Here is a 13,157-nt window from a genome sequence, read left to right as displayed (position 1 = left end):
AAGGGGATCGGCTGGGCGGATCCCGGATCCCCGGTCCCAGGATGCGGTGTGGAGGGGCTGATCGCCCGCAGCGGCCCTGACGGGCCCATGGTCCGCCGTGGAACGAGCGGCTCAGCGCCGCCGGTCGGGGTCGGACCGGTCCGTGATCAGCAGCTCGAGGGCCTCCGTGGTGGCGGGCGGCTCGAGCGCATGCATCTCCTGGGTCATAGGACGCGGGCCGATGGCGTCGCCATCCGCCGCGATGACCAGGCTGGGAAGGAACTGCTTCGCCTCGGCCGAGGTCAGGCCCGTGGCCTGCAGCAGATCGATCGCGAGGGACCGCAGCTGAATCGCCAGCGTCACGCCCTCGAAATGCCCGGCGCGGCCCGGGCGCACGCCCTCGTCGTTGCGCAGCAGCATCTCCGGGGTGAGGTAGGAGGAGAACAGGCGCAGCTTGCGGCGCACCTCGGTGAAGTCGACCTCGTCATGGGCCACAGCGATGCACAGCTCGGAGACGGCGTCGCGCGCGGCCAGCAGTGCGTCGGCCAGGGTGGAGTGGGCGTCGCCTCGCACGGCGTCGAGGAACTCCGTCTCCCGACGAGCGATCACGCGCATGTTCCGCATCGCCCGGTCGGAGCCGATGAGCAGATGCTCGAGACGGCCGACGTCATCGGCGTGCCGCAGCCCCGTCGGGGAGAAGGTCGCCATCTCGTTGGCGACGTCGTTGGCGAGCATCCACTCGTCGGTGTACTTCTGCGAGGAGGTCCGGAGCGTGACCAGCGCCGCCTGCGCGACGTCGCGATCACCGCTGCGAGCGGCCAGGGCCAGGGAGACCAGCGTGTCCTGGAGCTCCTGGTAGAAGGAGATCGCGGCCTGGCGCTGCAGTCGCCTCGGATCTCCGGACAGCAGCAGATGGATGATGATCGCGACGATCACGCCGGTCACGGCATCCAGCACGCGCCCGCCCGGCGTCATCCCCGGGGTGATGGGCATGATCATCACCAGCAACGACTGGATCGCGGTCTGGAAGCCGAACAGGTTGCTCTTGTCGATCAGGCGCGCCAGCATCCCGGCGACGAACACCACCACCAGGATCTGCCAGGTACCGGAGCCGATGAACTGCCGAGCGAGCTCGCCCAGCAGCACGCCGAAGAGCACCCCCGCGGCCATCTCGACGATCTTGCGCATCTTCTTCTCGATGCCGAAACCGATGATGATGAAGGCGACGATCGACGAGAAGAACGGGAACTCGTGATTCCAGATCACGCCGCTGATCAGGTACGCGAGGGCAGCGGCCAGAGCGGCGCGGCCGACGGTCAGAGCATCGTTGCGCCCCCGGGAGAGTCCGGTGACGAACCACGAGGAGACCATCGAGCGGGCACGGTCGAGAAGCGGGATCGATGAGGTGGTGGGGGAGGGCGAACGGGTGGGGCTCATGGGCGCACCGGATCCTCGAACCGCATCTGCAGCAGCTCCTCGAGGTCGAAGCTGTCACCGTCGCGCGCCCCGCGACCGACCACCAGCGGCGCCAGGGCCGGTTCGGGTGTGGCGCCCCGCAGCCGCGCCCGCAGGCCTCCAGCGACCCGCATCACGTAGTAGCGGCCCTCGGTGTCCACGGCCAGCGACCGGTCCCGCTTCAGGTACCAGCCCTCCAGCTCGGTGCGGATCGTGCCGGAACCGGTGTACGGCTTCGCGCGCAAGGGGATCGGGGGGATCCCGGCCTCCCGGAACCGGGCCACGGCCTCGCGGATGGTGGCGGTCGCCTTCTGATGCTCGGCCTCGCGGGCCGCATGCAGCGCCTGCTCCTTGACCTCGAACACCTGCCGGCGGTGTCGGGTCCACGCCTGCTGGTCGCCCTGTGCACTCATGCCGTCATTCTTCCAGGTCCGGGCCGTCGGCACCGGCGGAGTCAGTGGCAGGGCAGTGCCGATGCTGTGCGAAGGACGTGGATGGGGGCGGCCGAGGCGTGAAGACCGTGAAAACCGGGACTCCTGCGCGAGGTGGTCGGCGCCGCGGATCCCGCGACCCGCTGCCGCGTCAGAGTTTTGCGGTGGCCGGTCGCGCGCCGTGATCGCGGGGCACCACGATCGGTTCCTGGGAGGCATCGATCCACAGCGCGCCGGGGCCGGCGCCACCGTCGGCCTCGGAGACCGGGGCCTGCACGGTCAGTGCCGCATCCAGCGGCACCGCGCGACGCACGACGGCCAGGGCGATCGGGCCGAGATCCGCGTGCAGCGCCGCGGAGGTGACGACGCCGACGACCTTCCCCTCGGCGCCGCCGAGGCGCACCTCGCCACCGGGCACGACCGGAACGTCCTGCGAGCCGTCGAGATGCAGCATGACCAGACGGCGCGGCGGCTGTCCGAGATTCAGGACCTTCGCGACCGTCTCCTGGCCGCGGTAGCAGCCCTTGGTGGTGTGCACCGTGGTGCGCAGCAGATCCAGCTCATGGGGGATGGTGCGCTCGTCGACCTCGCGGGCCGCGCGGGCCCGGTGGTCCGCGATCCGCAGTGCCTCCCAGGAACTCGTCCCGGCCAGGTGCTCGGGGCGCCACGGCAGCTGCGCGAGGGACGCGGCGTCCAGGACAGTGAGGACAGAGCCGACGGGATCCTCCGGATCGGGACCATAGGCCACGCCGCCCGGGGCGAGCTGCGGCCAGGGTTCGGACCAGACGGCGGCCGGCTCGGGCAGGTCGAGCTCCGCCAGCACCTCGGCGGCGGGCGCGAGAGCGCCCAGCACGCGCAGGTCATCGCGGTCGGTCAGGTCGACCCGCGCAGCGAAGCGCATCATCTCGAGGTAACGGCGCAGTCCGGCGCGGCCACCGGCGTCGAGCACCAGCAGCAGGGCGTCCTCGGCCGTGATCACTGCGACCGCCATGTGCTCGACCCGACCTTGCGGGGAGAGCACCGCGAGGCTCGCGCAGGAGCCCACGGGCGTCGACTCGAGCATCTGGGTGGTGATCGTGGTCATCCAGCTGCGGGCGTCGGCGCCGCGCACCTCGAGCACCTCGAACTGGCCGAGGTCGACGACCGCACGGTGCTCCAGCAGTCGTCGCTGCTCGCGCAGCGGGGCCCCGTAATGCACGGGGACGGTGGAGTCCGGGCCCTCCCCGAGCACCGCGCCGGTGCTCAGCAGGGGACGCACGTCGCGGGCAGGGGCGGGATCAGACACGGTGGAGCTCCAAGGAGATGTACGGGGTCATGGGCGACCCCTGGGGGTCGGCGCTCTCGTTCGAGGCGCCGGGAACACGCTGCTCCCACAGCCACATCAGGCGGCCGCTGATGTACCCGAACATGCGGGTCCCGGAGATCGCCGCGCCACCATCGGCGGAGCCGAGCGCGAGCTGCACGCGGGGGCCGCGGACCTCACCGGTCCAGTTCTCGTCGGCGCCGTCGCGACGCTCGAAGTGCGCCTCCAGGGCGTAGGACACGAATCCGGCAGGGTCACCGGGCTTCGCAGCCTGGGCCGCGGCGACGTCCTGGCCGGGCAAGGGGTCGCCGATGGTCCAGATGCCATCCTCCCGCATCAGCAGGGTGCGCTCACCGGTGCCCGCGGGGGCAGGCTCGGGAGTGTCGTCGCGAGCGAACGCACTGGTGGGCGGCAGGGGAGCGGGGTCATCGATCTCGTGGATCGTCGAACGCCAGCCGAGGGTGCCGTCCTCGCGGGCGGTGCAGACCAACTGCTGCTCGATCCGTCGGTCGGGGGCTTCTGCGTCCCCGGGTCGATGGACGGCTCCTTCACCCTGCCAGGTGCCGACCAGCCAGGCCAGCGGGTACAGCGATTCGGGCAATGAGGGGTCGAGCGAGATGGGCATGGGTGCCGTTCAGCCGATCAGCGGTTGAAAAGTCGCGTGAGCACCAGGATGGCGAAGGCCAGGGTGCCGAGGCCCACCAGGACCACGAGGGCGAGGAAGAACAAAGAGAGCGCGGACATGCCGCTGAGTCTATCGCCCCGAGACGGTTCAGGTGGCGGCGGCCGACGGGTGTTGGTCTCACGGGTACCGCGAGTACGGCGAGTACGGCGAGTACGGCGAGCACGGCGAACACTGCGGATCTCTCGGAGCGGGGGATCTCACGCTCAGGGGAGGAGGTTCACCGCGAGGTGGGCGACCACACCGACCGTGGCGACCGGCACCGCCCCCACGGCGAGAGAGGGCACAGGTTCCTTCGCCACCAGCGAGGACCCGACCAGCAGATGGGCGCAACTGGCACCGATCGAGACCAGCAGGCCGAGCCCGGCCGCGATCGGCAGGGGCGTCCCATCCAGCGTGGTGGCGAGCGCCGAGGTCACCCCGGTGCCCGCCGCAGCGGACAGGAGGAACCGCAGCCTCGACGGCAGCGGGGTGGCATTGAGCAGGAGGGTGGCGGCCAGGCCGGCAGCGATCGCTGCGACCAGACCCGCACGGCCCATCTCCACGGCCTCCACCTGGGCGAGAACCCACGTCGCGGCGATCCCGGAGACGAACACCCCGGCGACCGTGCCGGTCAAGGAGGCGGTGAGTTCTCGTCGATCCCGACGCAGCATCTGCTGGACGAAGGCCGCGAACACCCCACCGGCGCAGATCATGACGATCGCGGACATCGGGGCGATCCGCTGCGTGGCGGTCGCGGCGAGCACGGCACCCGCCACCCCGACAGCGGCGATCACGAGGCGGGTGCCACGAGGGGAGGGGAGCTCGAGAAGGTCGGGCCAGGCCATGGCGACCAGCAGCGCGAGAGCCGCCACGGTGGTGGCCATCAGGGTCGGGGATGCGGCGCCGGTGAGGGCGACCACGGTCAGAAGGAGCGCCAGGGCAGCGCCGAGCGGGGTGCGCTCGGGAGCAGTCATGGGGCCTCCCTCGCACTCGGATCCGGTCTCTTCGTGGTCGCCGACGGGACTGGTCCGACGGGCGCTACAGTGGCAGTCTACGAGCGACCGCAGGTGGCGGCACACTCAGCGCACCTCTGAGCCCCGGAAGGACCCCATGATCACGACGGCTGCTCTGTCGCAGACCCACCGCGACGCGGCCCGTGACCTGCTCGATACGGTCACCGCCCACGACCGGATCTCCCCGTTGGACGAAGCGGCACGGCTCGCGCTGCAGGGAGATTCCGCACAACATCTCCTCCTCGAGGCCGATGCCGCCCCGACTCAGCTGCTCGGTTACGCGAGCGTGCTCGCCGACGGCACCGTCCAAGGCATGGTCCATCCCGATCACCGCCGCAGCGGACACGGCACGGCCCTGCTGCGCGCCGCCCTCGAACTGCGTCCCGATGCCGGGGTGTGGGCGCACGGAGCGTTCGATGGGTCCCTCGCCTTCCTGACCGGCGCCGGCCTGCGGGAGACCCGCCGCCTGCTGACCCTCCACCACGAGCTCGACGTCGCGCACCCGGTGCCCGCGATCCCCGCCTCGAGCCTGGAGGGACTGCGCTTGGACGCCTTCGACGCGGAGCGCGACGCGGACCGGTGGGTCGAGGTCAATGCCCTCGCCTTCGCCGAGCACCCCGAGCAGGGCGCGCTCACCCGGGCCGATCTGGACCAGCGCCTCGCCGAGCCCTGGTTCGACCCCGAGGATCTCCTCGTGGCACTCCGCGACGAGGAGCTCGTCGGCTTCGTATGGGTCAAGCGCGAGGCGACGGAGAGTCCTGACGCCGCCGCTGCGTCCGCTGGGCATGACGCCGAGATCTACGTCGTGGCCACCGCGCCGTCGGTGCAGGGGCACGGTGTGGCCGGGCATCTGCTGGCCGCCACGCTGAACCGTCTGCTCCAGGCCGGGGTCCCCGGCGTCGAGCTGTACGTGGAGGCCGACAATGCCCCGGCGCTGCGCCTGTACGAGACGTGGGGATTCGCCGTCTCGGGTCGTGACGTGCAGATGAGCGCTGGGGGGACGAGCTGACCGTGCACGCCGTCCCCGGGAAGCCGCCCCCTGTCCTCGCGGCCGGCGCTCTCGCCTGGCGTGAGGGGACCAAGGGCACGGAGGTGCTGCTCGTGCATCGTCCTCGCTATGACGACTGGTCGATCCCCAAGGGCAAGCTCGACAAGGGCGAGACGTTCCCGGCCGCAGCTGTGCGCGAGGTCGTCGAGGAGACCGGGTACCGAGTGCGTCTGCACCGGCCATTGCCGGCGTCGGTCTATCTGCTCCCCGACGGTCGCACCAAGATCGTGCAGTACTGGAGTGGGACGGTTCGTGCGAAGACGGCGCCCGGCCCGATGGATCCCGCGGAGATCGACCACGTGCGCTGGGTGCGTCTGGACGAGGCGGAGAAACTGCTGACCCGGCAGGGGGATCAGGTCTGCCTGGCGACCTTGCGGCGATTCCAGGAGCTCGACGAACTGGTGACGGTGCCGATCATCGTGCAGCGGCACGGGGCGGCGCTGTCCCGTGCGAAGTGGCGCAAAGGTGAGAAGAACCGGCCCCTGAACTCCAAGGGGCGCAAGCAGGCGCAGGCGCTGCCCCCGCTGATCGACGCCTTCGATCCGCGCAGCGTGGTGAGCAGCCCGTGGAAGCGCTGCGTGAGCACGGTCGAGCCCTTGGCCCGGATCGAGGGTCTGAAGATCCGCACCAAGGACGAGCTCAGTGAGGCCGGGCATGACGGGCACCCCTCGCGCACCCGAGCAGTGATCGAACGAGTCCTGCACGAGGCGCGCGGCACCGTGGTGTGCACGCATCGGCCCGTACTGCCCACAGTGATCGAGTCGATCCGGGAGGTGGCGCAGCGCAGTGCAGCGCTCGAGCTGCCACGTGAGGATCCGTTCCTCGCCGCCGGGGAGGCGCTGATGCTGCACACGACTCCGGCGAGGTCGGTGGTCGCGATCGAGCGCCATCTGCCCAACATCGGCTGAGCATCGGCCCACTATCGACAGCGCGGCGCCGAACCCGAGGAGACGGGGCGGGGCCACGGAATTGAGGAGGACGGGGAGGATGACGGGTATGCATCAGGGGAACGGGTACTCCGACTATTCGGAACAGGACGGTACGAGCGGCGGGCACCCGGCGCACGGTCCCGCCGCTGGTGGTCCCTCGGCCCAGAACCCCTACGCGGTCGGGCCGGACGGTACCGACCCGTACGCGATGGGTTCGCCGGCCGAGGGCTACTACGCGGTAGATCCGCGGCCGAGCGACAGCTCTGCGCCGTCGTTCTCGTCGCAGGGCGCCGGAGCTCCCGCGACCCAGGGCCCGACCCCGTGGGCGCCCGGTGCGATCGCCGCCGGCGGCGCTCCGATCGTGGGCCAGTACGCACGACCTGCGCCGACCTCGGGAAAATCGATCGCGGCCTTCATCCTGGGCCTGGCCTCTCTCGTGGTGTGCATCGGTCTGCCGGCGCCGGTCGGGCTCGTCTTCTCGATCCTCGGCATGCGCGAGACATCTCCGGTCGCACCCACTGTCCTGGCGGGGCGGGGTTTCGCGATCGCGGGGCTCGTGCTCAACATCCTCGGGCTCGTGCTGCTCGGTTTCATGGTGCTCTACTTCGCACTGCTCATCGTGCTCGGAATCTTCGCCGAGATGAACTGAGCATCGGCGACCCGTTACGAGCGGTGCGCCGCAGCGTCCGCGCGCCGTGCACCTGAAAGTGTGACCGGATCGTATCCACGGACTGACCTGCAGGTTCGCGCCGTCGGCCGGGCTGTTCACCTGGTGTTCATACAGGAGCGGGTGCGGTGTCACCTGTGCTCCCTAGCGTCACCGGCGTCAGACTTCTCCGCATCACGTGGCACACACATTCCCCGGGCCTCCGGCCCCGAAAGGACTTGCAGTGAACGTTCGCAAGAACAAGCTCGTCTCGCTCGCCGCTCTCGGCCTGGTCGGCGGCCTCGCTCTGACGGCCTGCGGCGGTGGCTCGGCCGCCGAGGAGGGCAACGGATCAGATGGCGGCGGTGCAGCCGGCGGAGGCTACGCCGAGCTGACCGGAAACCTCGCCGGCGCGGGGGCATCCTCCGCGCAGAACGCGCAGACCGCGTGGACCGAGTCCTTCATGGGCCTCGTCGGCGCCGAGGGCGGCGACCTCAGCGTCACCTACGACCCCACCGGCTCCGGCACCGGCCGCGAGCAGTTCCTGAGCGGCCAGGTCCAGTTCGCCGGCTCCGATGCGGCCCTGGACGAGGAGGAGCTCGCGGGCTCCACCGAGGTCTGCAACGGAGAGCAGGCAATCGACCTGCCGCTCTACATCTCCCCGATCGCCGTCGTCTTCAACCTCGAGGGCGTCGATTCGCTGAACCTCCCCGCCGATGTCATCGGCGGCATCTTCGCGGGCGACATCACGAAGTGGAACGATCCGAAGATCGCCGAGGCCAACCCCGATGCCGATCTGCCCGATCTGGATGTCGTCCCGGTCCACCGCTCCGACGACTCGGGCACCACCGAGAACTTCACCGACTACCTCTCCAAGTCGGCACCCGACGCCTGGACCCACGGTCCGATCGAGACCTGGCCGATCGAGGGTGGCCAGTCCGGTGACGGCACCTCGGGCCTGATCTCCACCGTCGAGGGCGGCAACGGCACCATCGGCTACGCCGACGCCTCGCAGGCCGGTAACCTCGGCATCGCCGCCATCCAGGTGGGCGAGGAGTTCGTGGAGTACAGCGCGGACGCCGCTGCCAAGGCCGTCGACGTCTCGCCGCGCGCCGAGGGCCGCGAGGAGAACGACATCGTCTTCGACCTGGATCGCACCACCACCGAGTCGGGCGTCTACCCGATCGTCCTGGTGTCCTACCTGGTCGTGTGCGGCTCCTACGCCGACGCCGCCCAGGGTGAGGCAGTCAAGGAGTACGCCTCCTACATCACCTCCCCGGAGGGTCAGCAGACCGCTGCCGACAACGCCGGCTCCGCTCCGCTGACCGAAGAGCTCTCCACCGAGGTCCACGAGGCGATCGACGGCATCACGGTCGGCTGATATCGCCCTTGCACAACGTCGTGCCGCCGGCCCATTCGTGGCTCGGCGGCACGCCCGCGTCACCACCCTGCCCCGTGAGCTCTGAGGAAGGCCCCTGTGAGCACTACCGACGTCATGCCGGAGACCCCGGAGACGCCCCCACCCTCGATGTCGAGCAGCCGTCGCCGCGTCGGTGACGCCGTCTTCTCGTATCTGAGCATCGGCTCGGGCCTCCTCATCTTCGTGACCCTGGCCCTCGTGGCCATCTTCCTCACCACCGAGTCCTTGCCGGCGGTGCGGGAGAGTCGTGAATTCATCGGCGAGAGCTCGGCGTTCTCCCTGTTGGAGACCACCCTGCCGCTGATCTTCGGCACCGTTCTGGCCGCCGCGATCGCGCTGGGCATCGCGATCCCGGTCTCCATCGGCATCGCCCTGTTCATCTCGCATTACGCTCCGCGCCGGATGGCCTCCGGCCTCGGGTACATGATCGACCTCCTCGCGGCCGTGCCCTCCGTGGTCTACGGGCTCTGGGGCGGTATCTGGCTCGTCCCCAAGCTCGAGCCGCTCTACATCTTCCTGAACTCGACGCTGGGAACCTGGCCGTCCTGGCCGGGCTTCGTCCCCCTCGTCGGCGGGCAGCCGGTCGTCGCCCTGTTCGCCGGCGACCCGACCGCTCCGATGCGCAACCTCGCCTCCGCCGCGATCGTGCTCGCTGTGATGGTCCTGCCGATCATCACGGCGGTGGCGCGTGAGGTGTTCCTGCAGACCCCGCGCCTGCAGGAAGAAGCCGCACTCGCCCTCGGTGCCACCCGCTGGGAGACGATCCGCACCGTGGTCCTCCCCTTCGGCAAGTCCGGCGTGGTCGCCGCCTCGATGCTGGGCCTCGGCCGAGCGCTCGGCGAGACCATGGCCGTGCTGATGATCCTCGCGCCCGGCGCGACGTTCTCGTTCCACATCCTCGAGGTCGGGATGCACCAATCGATCGCCGCGAACATCGCCTCGAAGCAGGCGGAGGCATCCGGCACCGAGATGTCCCTGCTCATCTTCACGGGCCTGGTCCTGTTCGTGCTGACGTTCATCATCAACGCCCTTGCCCGCTGGATCGTCGCCCGCAGCGGCGTCAAGAGCTGAGGTCCCATGAGTTCCCCGACCACCGTCGACATCGCCCCGACGATGCGCAGCAAGGAGGAGCGCCGGCTGCCGTGGTACCACCTGGTCGTCACGGGCCTGGCCGGCCTGCTCGTCGCTATCGCACTGCTGGCGATCTTCGACGCCTTGTCGATCCCCGGAGCAATCCTGCTGGGTTTCGTCTTCCATCTCCTGTTCGGCTACACCTACTCCCGGATCCGGGAAGGCCGTCGCTGGGCGATGGAGAGGCTGATGACCCTCGTCGTCATCGGGGCCTTCGCCATCGCGATGTTCCCGCTGCTCTCCCTGCTGTGGGAAGTCGTCGGGCGCGGATTGGTCCGCGTCGTCGCGGCCGCCCCCACCCCCTTCGCCTTCTGGACCACCGACATGTCGGGCATCATCGGCGGCGCGGATGCGGGAGGGGTGGTCCACGCGACCATCGGCACCCTGCTGATCACCCTGTGGGCCTCGATCATCTCGATCCCCATCGGTCTGTTCACCGCGATCTTCCTGGTGGAGTACGCCGACGTGGGCTGGCGCAAGGTGCTCGGCAAGGGGGTCACCTTCCTGGTCGACGTCATGACCGGGATCCCCTCGATCGTCGCCGGCCTGTTCGGACTCGCGCTGTTCATCGCGTTCATGCCCGACCAGAGCGTGCGCATGGGCATCATGGGCGCCGTCGCGCTCTCGCTGCTGATGATCCCCACCGTGGTCCGCTCGAGCGAGGAGATGCTGCGCCTGGTCCCTATGGACCTGCGCGAAGCGGCCTACGCCCTGGGCGTGCCCAAGTGGCTGACCATCGTCAAGGTGGTGCTGCGTACCGCGATCGCAGGTCTGACCACCGGCGTCACCCTGGCGATCGCCCGCGTGATCGGCGAGACCGCTCCACTGCTGCTCACCGTGGGCATGGTGACGTCGGTGAACTGGAACATGTTCGACGGAAGAATGTCGACCCTGCCGACGTTCATCAATCAGCAGTACCGCGCGGGCAGTGCGAACTGCATGAGCGATACCGTCACGAACCCGATCAACCAGGAGGTCTACGCCTGCTCGATCTCGACCAACATCGACCGAGCCTGGGCCGCGGCCTTCACCCTGATCGTGATCGTGATGGTGCTCAACATCGTCGCCCGCATGGTCAGCCACTACTTCTCTCCGAAGCTCAGCCGCTGAGCTGACGTCCCACGCGAAAGGACACCAGATGGCAGCCCCTCAGCCCATCAATGTCGAGGATCTCAACATCTACTACGGTGACTTCATGGCCGTGGAGGGCGTCGACGTCCAGATCCGGCCCCGTTCGGTGACCGCTCTGATCGGGCCCTCCGGTTGCGGCAAGTCGACCTTCCTGCGCACTCTGAACCGCATGCACGAGGTCATCCCCGGCGCCTACGCCAAGGGCAAGGTCGAGATCAACGGCGAGGACATCTACGACCCTCGCGTGGACCCGGTCAACGTGCGGCGTCGCGTCGGCATGGTCTTCCAGAAGGCGAACCCGTTCCCGACCATGTCGATCCGCGACAACGTGCTGGCCGGCGTGAAGCTCAACAACCGCAGGATCTCCAAGAAGGCCGCCGAAGAGCTCCTGGAGCGCTCCCTGAAGGGCGCGAACCTCTGGAACGAGGTCAAGGACCGCCTCGACAAGCCCGGCATGGGACTCTCCGGCGGGCAGCAGCAGCGTCTGTGCATCGCCCGCACCATCGCGGTCAGTCCCGAGGTCGTCCTTATGGATGAGCCCTGCTCGGCGCTCGACCCGATCTCCACGCTCGCGATCGAGGATCTGATCCACGAGCTGAAGGAGGAGTACACGATCGTGATCGTCACGCACAACATGCAGCAGGCCTCGCGGGTCTCCGATCGCACCGGCTTCTTCAACATCGCGGGCACCGGCCAGCCCGGCCACCTCATCGAGGTCGACGACACCGACACGATGTTCACCAACCCCACGAACAAGCAGACCGAGGACTACATCTCCGGCCGCTTCGGCTGATCGACGTACTGCGAGGCACGAGCGGTAGGAGATCTGCCGGTTGGGCTCAGTCTGATCGACGTTCTGCGAGGCACGAGCGGTAGGAGGTCTGCCGGTTGGGCTCAGTCTGATCGACGTTCTGCGAGGCACGAGCGGTAGGAGATCAGCCGGTTCGGCTCAGTCTGATCGACGTTCCGCGAGGCACGAGCGGGATCGTCAACCCGGAAATGTCCCCTCAGGACCGATCAGGTCGCTCTGATCGGTCGTGAGGGGACATTATTCGTCGCGATGCGGTGAAGGCACGGGGAGCAAAGCGCAGGCAGGCAGGCTGGGTGCGTCGACCGGGATCGTGCCTTGTGCGCAGCCCGTCCGACCACGGTCTGACATCGACGGGGGGATATGGATCCAGGGGTCGATGCGCCTGCGGGGGTGGGGGCAGGATTCTGGGACGCATGAACACTTCTCCATTCGCGTCCTCCACCCCGACGGGCCCGTCGTCCCATTCCACGAACCCCTCGTACGTCCCGGTCCAGCAGGCCGTCGCTCCGGTCCAGCAGGCCGTCGCTCCCATCCAGCCGCCCGCTGTCCCCGTCCAGCAGCCCGCTGTCCCCGTCCAGCAGGCCGCCGCTCCCGCACCGGCCGGCACTGCGCAGCCCTCCGCCCTGCATCCTGCCCCGGTGCTCTCGGGCCGGCGCCTGATCATGACCTACGGGACCCAGGGCACTGCCACCCATGCCCTGGACGGTGTGGACCTCGACATCGGTCGCGCGGACTCGCTGGCGGTGATGGGTCCCTCCGGCTGCGGGAAGACCACGCTGCTGCACATTCTCGCCGGGATCCTGCGTCCCACCTCGGGGAATGTCCTCCACGACGGCACGGACCTCGCGTCGCTCGGTGACCGCGCTCGCACCCGCCTGCGCCGCAGCGACTTCGGGTTCGTCTTCCAGGACGGTCAGCTGCTGCCCGAGCTCACCGCGGTGGAGAACGTGATCCTGCCGCGGATGCTCGCCGGGGTCTCCCGGCGCAGCGCCACTGCTGAGGCCCGCTCCTGGCTGGACCGCCTCGGCCTGCAGGGGATGCATGAGCGTCGTCCCACCCAGCTCTCCGGCGGCCAGGCGCAGCGGGTGTCGATCGCCCGCGCCCTGGCTGGTCGCCCGTCGGTGGTCTTCGCCGACGAGCCGGGCCCTACCCCCGGATCTTGGACACGGGGTGTGATTACGCAGCGGTCGGCAGCG

13 protein-coding genes are annotated in these 13,157 nt (G+C 69.3%); 8 read left to right on the top strand and 5 right to left on the bottom strand.

All coding sequences use genetic code 11. From position 1 onward, the window contains the following. Nucleotides 1–111: 111 nt before the first annotated feature. From INT51_RS20780 to INT51_RS20760, 5 genes are all read right to left on the bottom strand, one after another. Nucleotides 112–1,416: an aromatic acid exporter family protein gene (locus INT51_RS20780; protein WP_193107323.1), complete on the bottom strand. Its 1,305-nt coding sequence runs from the start codon at nt 1,414–1,416 to the stop codon at nt 112–114. Then, a complete protein-coding gene (locus INT51_RS20775) occupies nt 1,413–1,847 on the bottom strand; it encodes a hypothetical protein (protein WP_193107322.1) in 435 nt (144 codons plus the stop codon). The genes INT51_RS20780 and INT51_RS20775 overlap by 4 nt, the downstream gene beginning before the upstream one ends. A 169-nt stretch (nt 1,848–2,016) precedes the next feature. Beyond that, nucleotides 2,017–3,150, bottom strand: a complete 1,134-nt coding sequence (locus INT51_RS20770; RefSeq protein ID WP_193107321.1) for a folate-binding protein YgfZ — start codon at nt 3,148–3,150, stop codon at nt 2,017–2,019. Further along, entirely contained in the window at nt 3,143–3,793 is a 651-nt protein-coding gene (locus INT51_RS20765) for a heme-binding beta-barrel domain-containing protein (protein WP_193107320.1), read from the bottom strand. The genes INT51_RS20770 and INT51_RS20765 overlap by 8 nt, the downstream gene beginning before the upstream one ends. A 263-nt stretch (nt 3,794–4,056) precedes the next feature. Next, a complete protein-coding gene (locus INT51_RS20760) occupies nt 4,057–4,806 on the bottom strand; it encodes a hypothetical protein (RefSeq protein WP_193107319.1) in 750 nt (249 codons plus the stop codon). Nucleotides 4,807–4,942: 136 nt separating this feature from the next. Here INT51_RS20760 and mshD point away from each other — a divergent pair, with 136 nt between their 5' ends. From mshD to INT51_RS20720, 8 genes are all read left to right on the top strand, one after another. Beyond that, on the top strand, nt 4,943–5,854 hold the full coding sequence (mshD, locus tag INT51_RS20755; RefSeq protein WP_193107318.1) for a mycothiol synthase: 912 nt from the start codon (nt 4,943–4,945) through the stop codon (nt 5,852–5,854). Nucleotides 5,855–5,856: 2 nt separating this feature from the next. After that, nucleotides 5,857–6,801: an NUDIX hydrolase gene (locus INT51_RS20750; protein WP_304502277.1), complete on the top strand. Its 945-nt coding sequence runs from the start codon at nt 5,857–5,859 to the stop codon at nt 6,799–6,801. 79 nt (nt 6,802–6,880) lie between these two features. Beyond that, nucleotides 6,881–7,471 (top strand): DUF4190 domain-containing protein, encoded by a 591-nt coding sequence (locus tag INT51_RS20745; RefSeq protein ID WP_193107317.1) that lies wholly within the window; start codon nt 6,881–6,883, stop codon nt 7,469–7,471. A 241-nt stretch (nt 7,472–7,712) separates the two neighbouring features. Further along, nucleotides 7,713–8,849: a phosphate ABC transporter substrate-binding protein PstS gene (pstS, locus tag INT51_RS20740; RefSeq protein WP_193107316.1), complete on the top strand. Its 1,137-nt coding sequence runs from the start codon at nt 7,713–7,715 to the stop codon at nt 8,847–8,849. A gap of 96 nt (nt 8,850–8,945) precedes the next feature. Further along, nucleotides 8,946–9,959 carry a phosphate ABC transporter permease subunit PstC gene (gene pstC, locus INT51_RS20735; RefSeq protein ID WP_304502276.1) on the top strand — a complete coding sequence of 338 codons (1,014 nt, stop codon included), beginning with the start codon at nt 8,946–8,948 and terminating at the stop codon, nt 9,957–9,959. A 6-nt stretch (nt 9,960–9,965) separates the two neighbouring features. Next, nucleotides 9,966–11,129, top strand: coding sequence for a phosphate ABC transporter permease PstA (gene pstA, locus INT51_RS20730; RefSeq protein WP_193107315.1), 1,164 nt, complete (start codon nt 9,966–9,968; stop codon nt 11,127–11,129). A 28-nt stretch (nt 11,130–11,157) separates the two neighbouring features. Further along, a complete protein-coding gene (gene pstB / locus INT51_RS20725) occupies nt 11,158–11,943 on the top strand; it encodes a phosphate ABC transporter ATP-binding protein PstB (RefSeq protein WP_193107314.1) in 786 nt (261 codons plus the stop codon). 431 nt (nt 11,944–12,374) lie between these two features. After that, the coding region (locus INT51_RS20720; RefSeq protein WP_370540845.1) for an ABC transporter ATP-binding protein at nt 12,375–13,157 on the top strand (783 nt) is incomplete at its 3' end.

The organism is Brachybacterium sp. FME24, from assembly GCF_014897705.1.
In the GTDB taxonomy this organism is placed as follows: domain Bacteria; phylum Actinomycetota; class Actinomycetes; order Actinomycetales; family Dermabacteraceae; genus Brachybacterium.
Note: the sequence above shows the minus strand (reverse complement) of the source record. Positions and strands in the feature narration are given on the sequence as shown.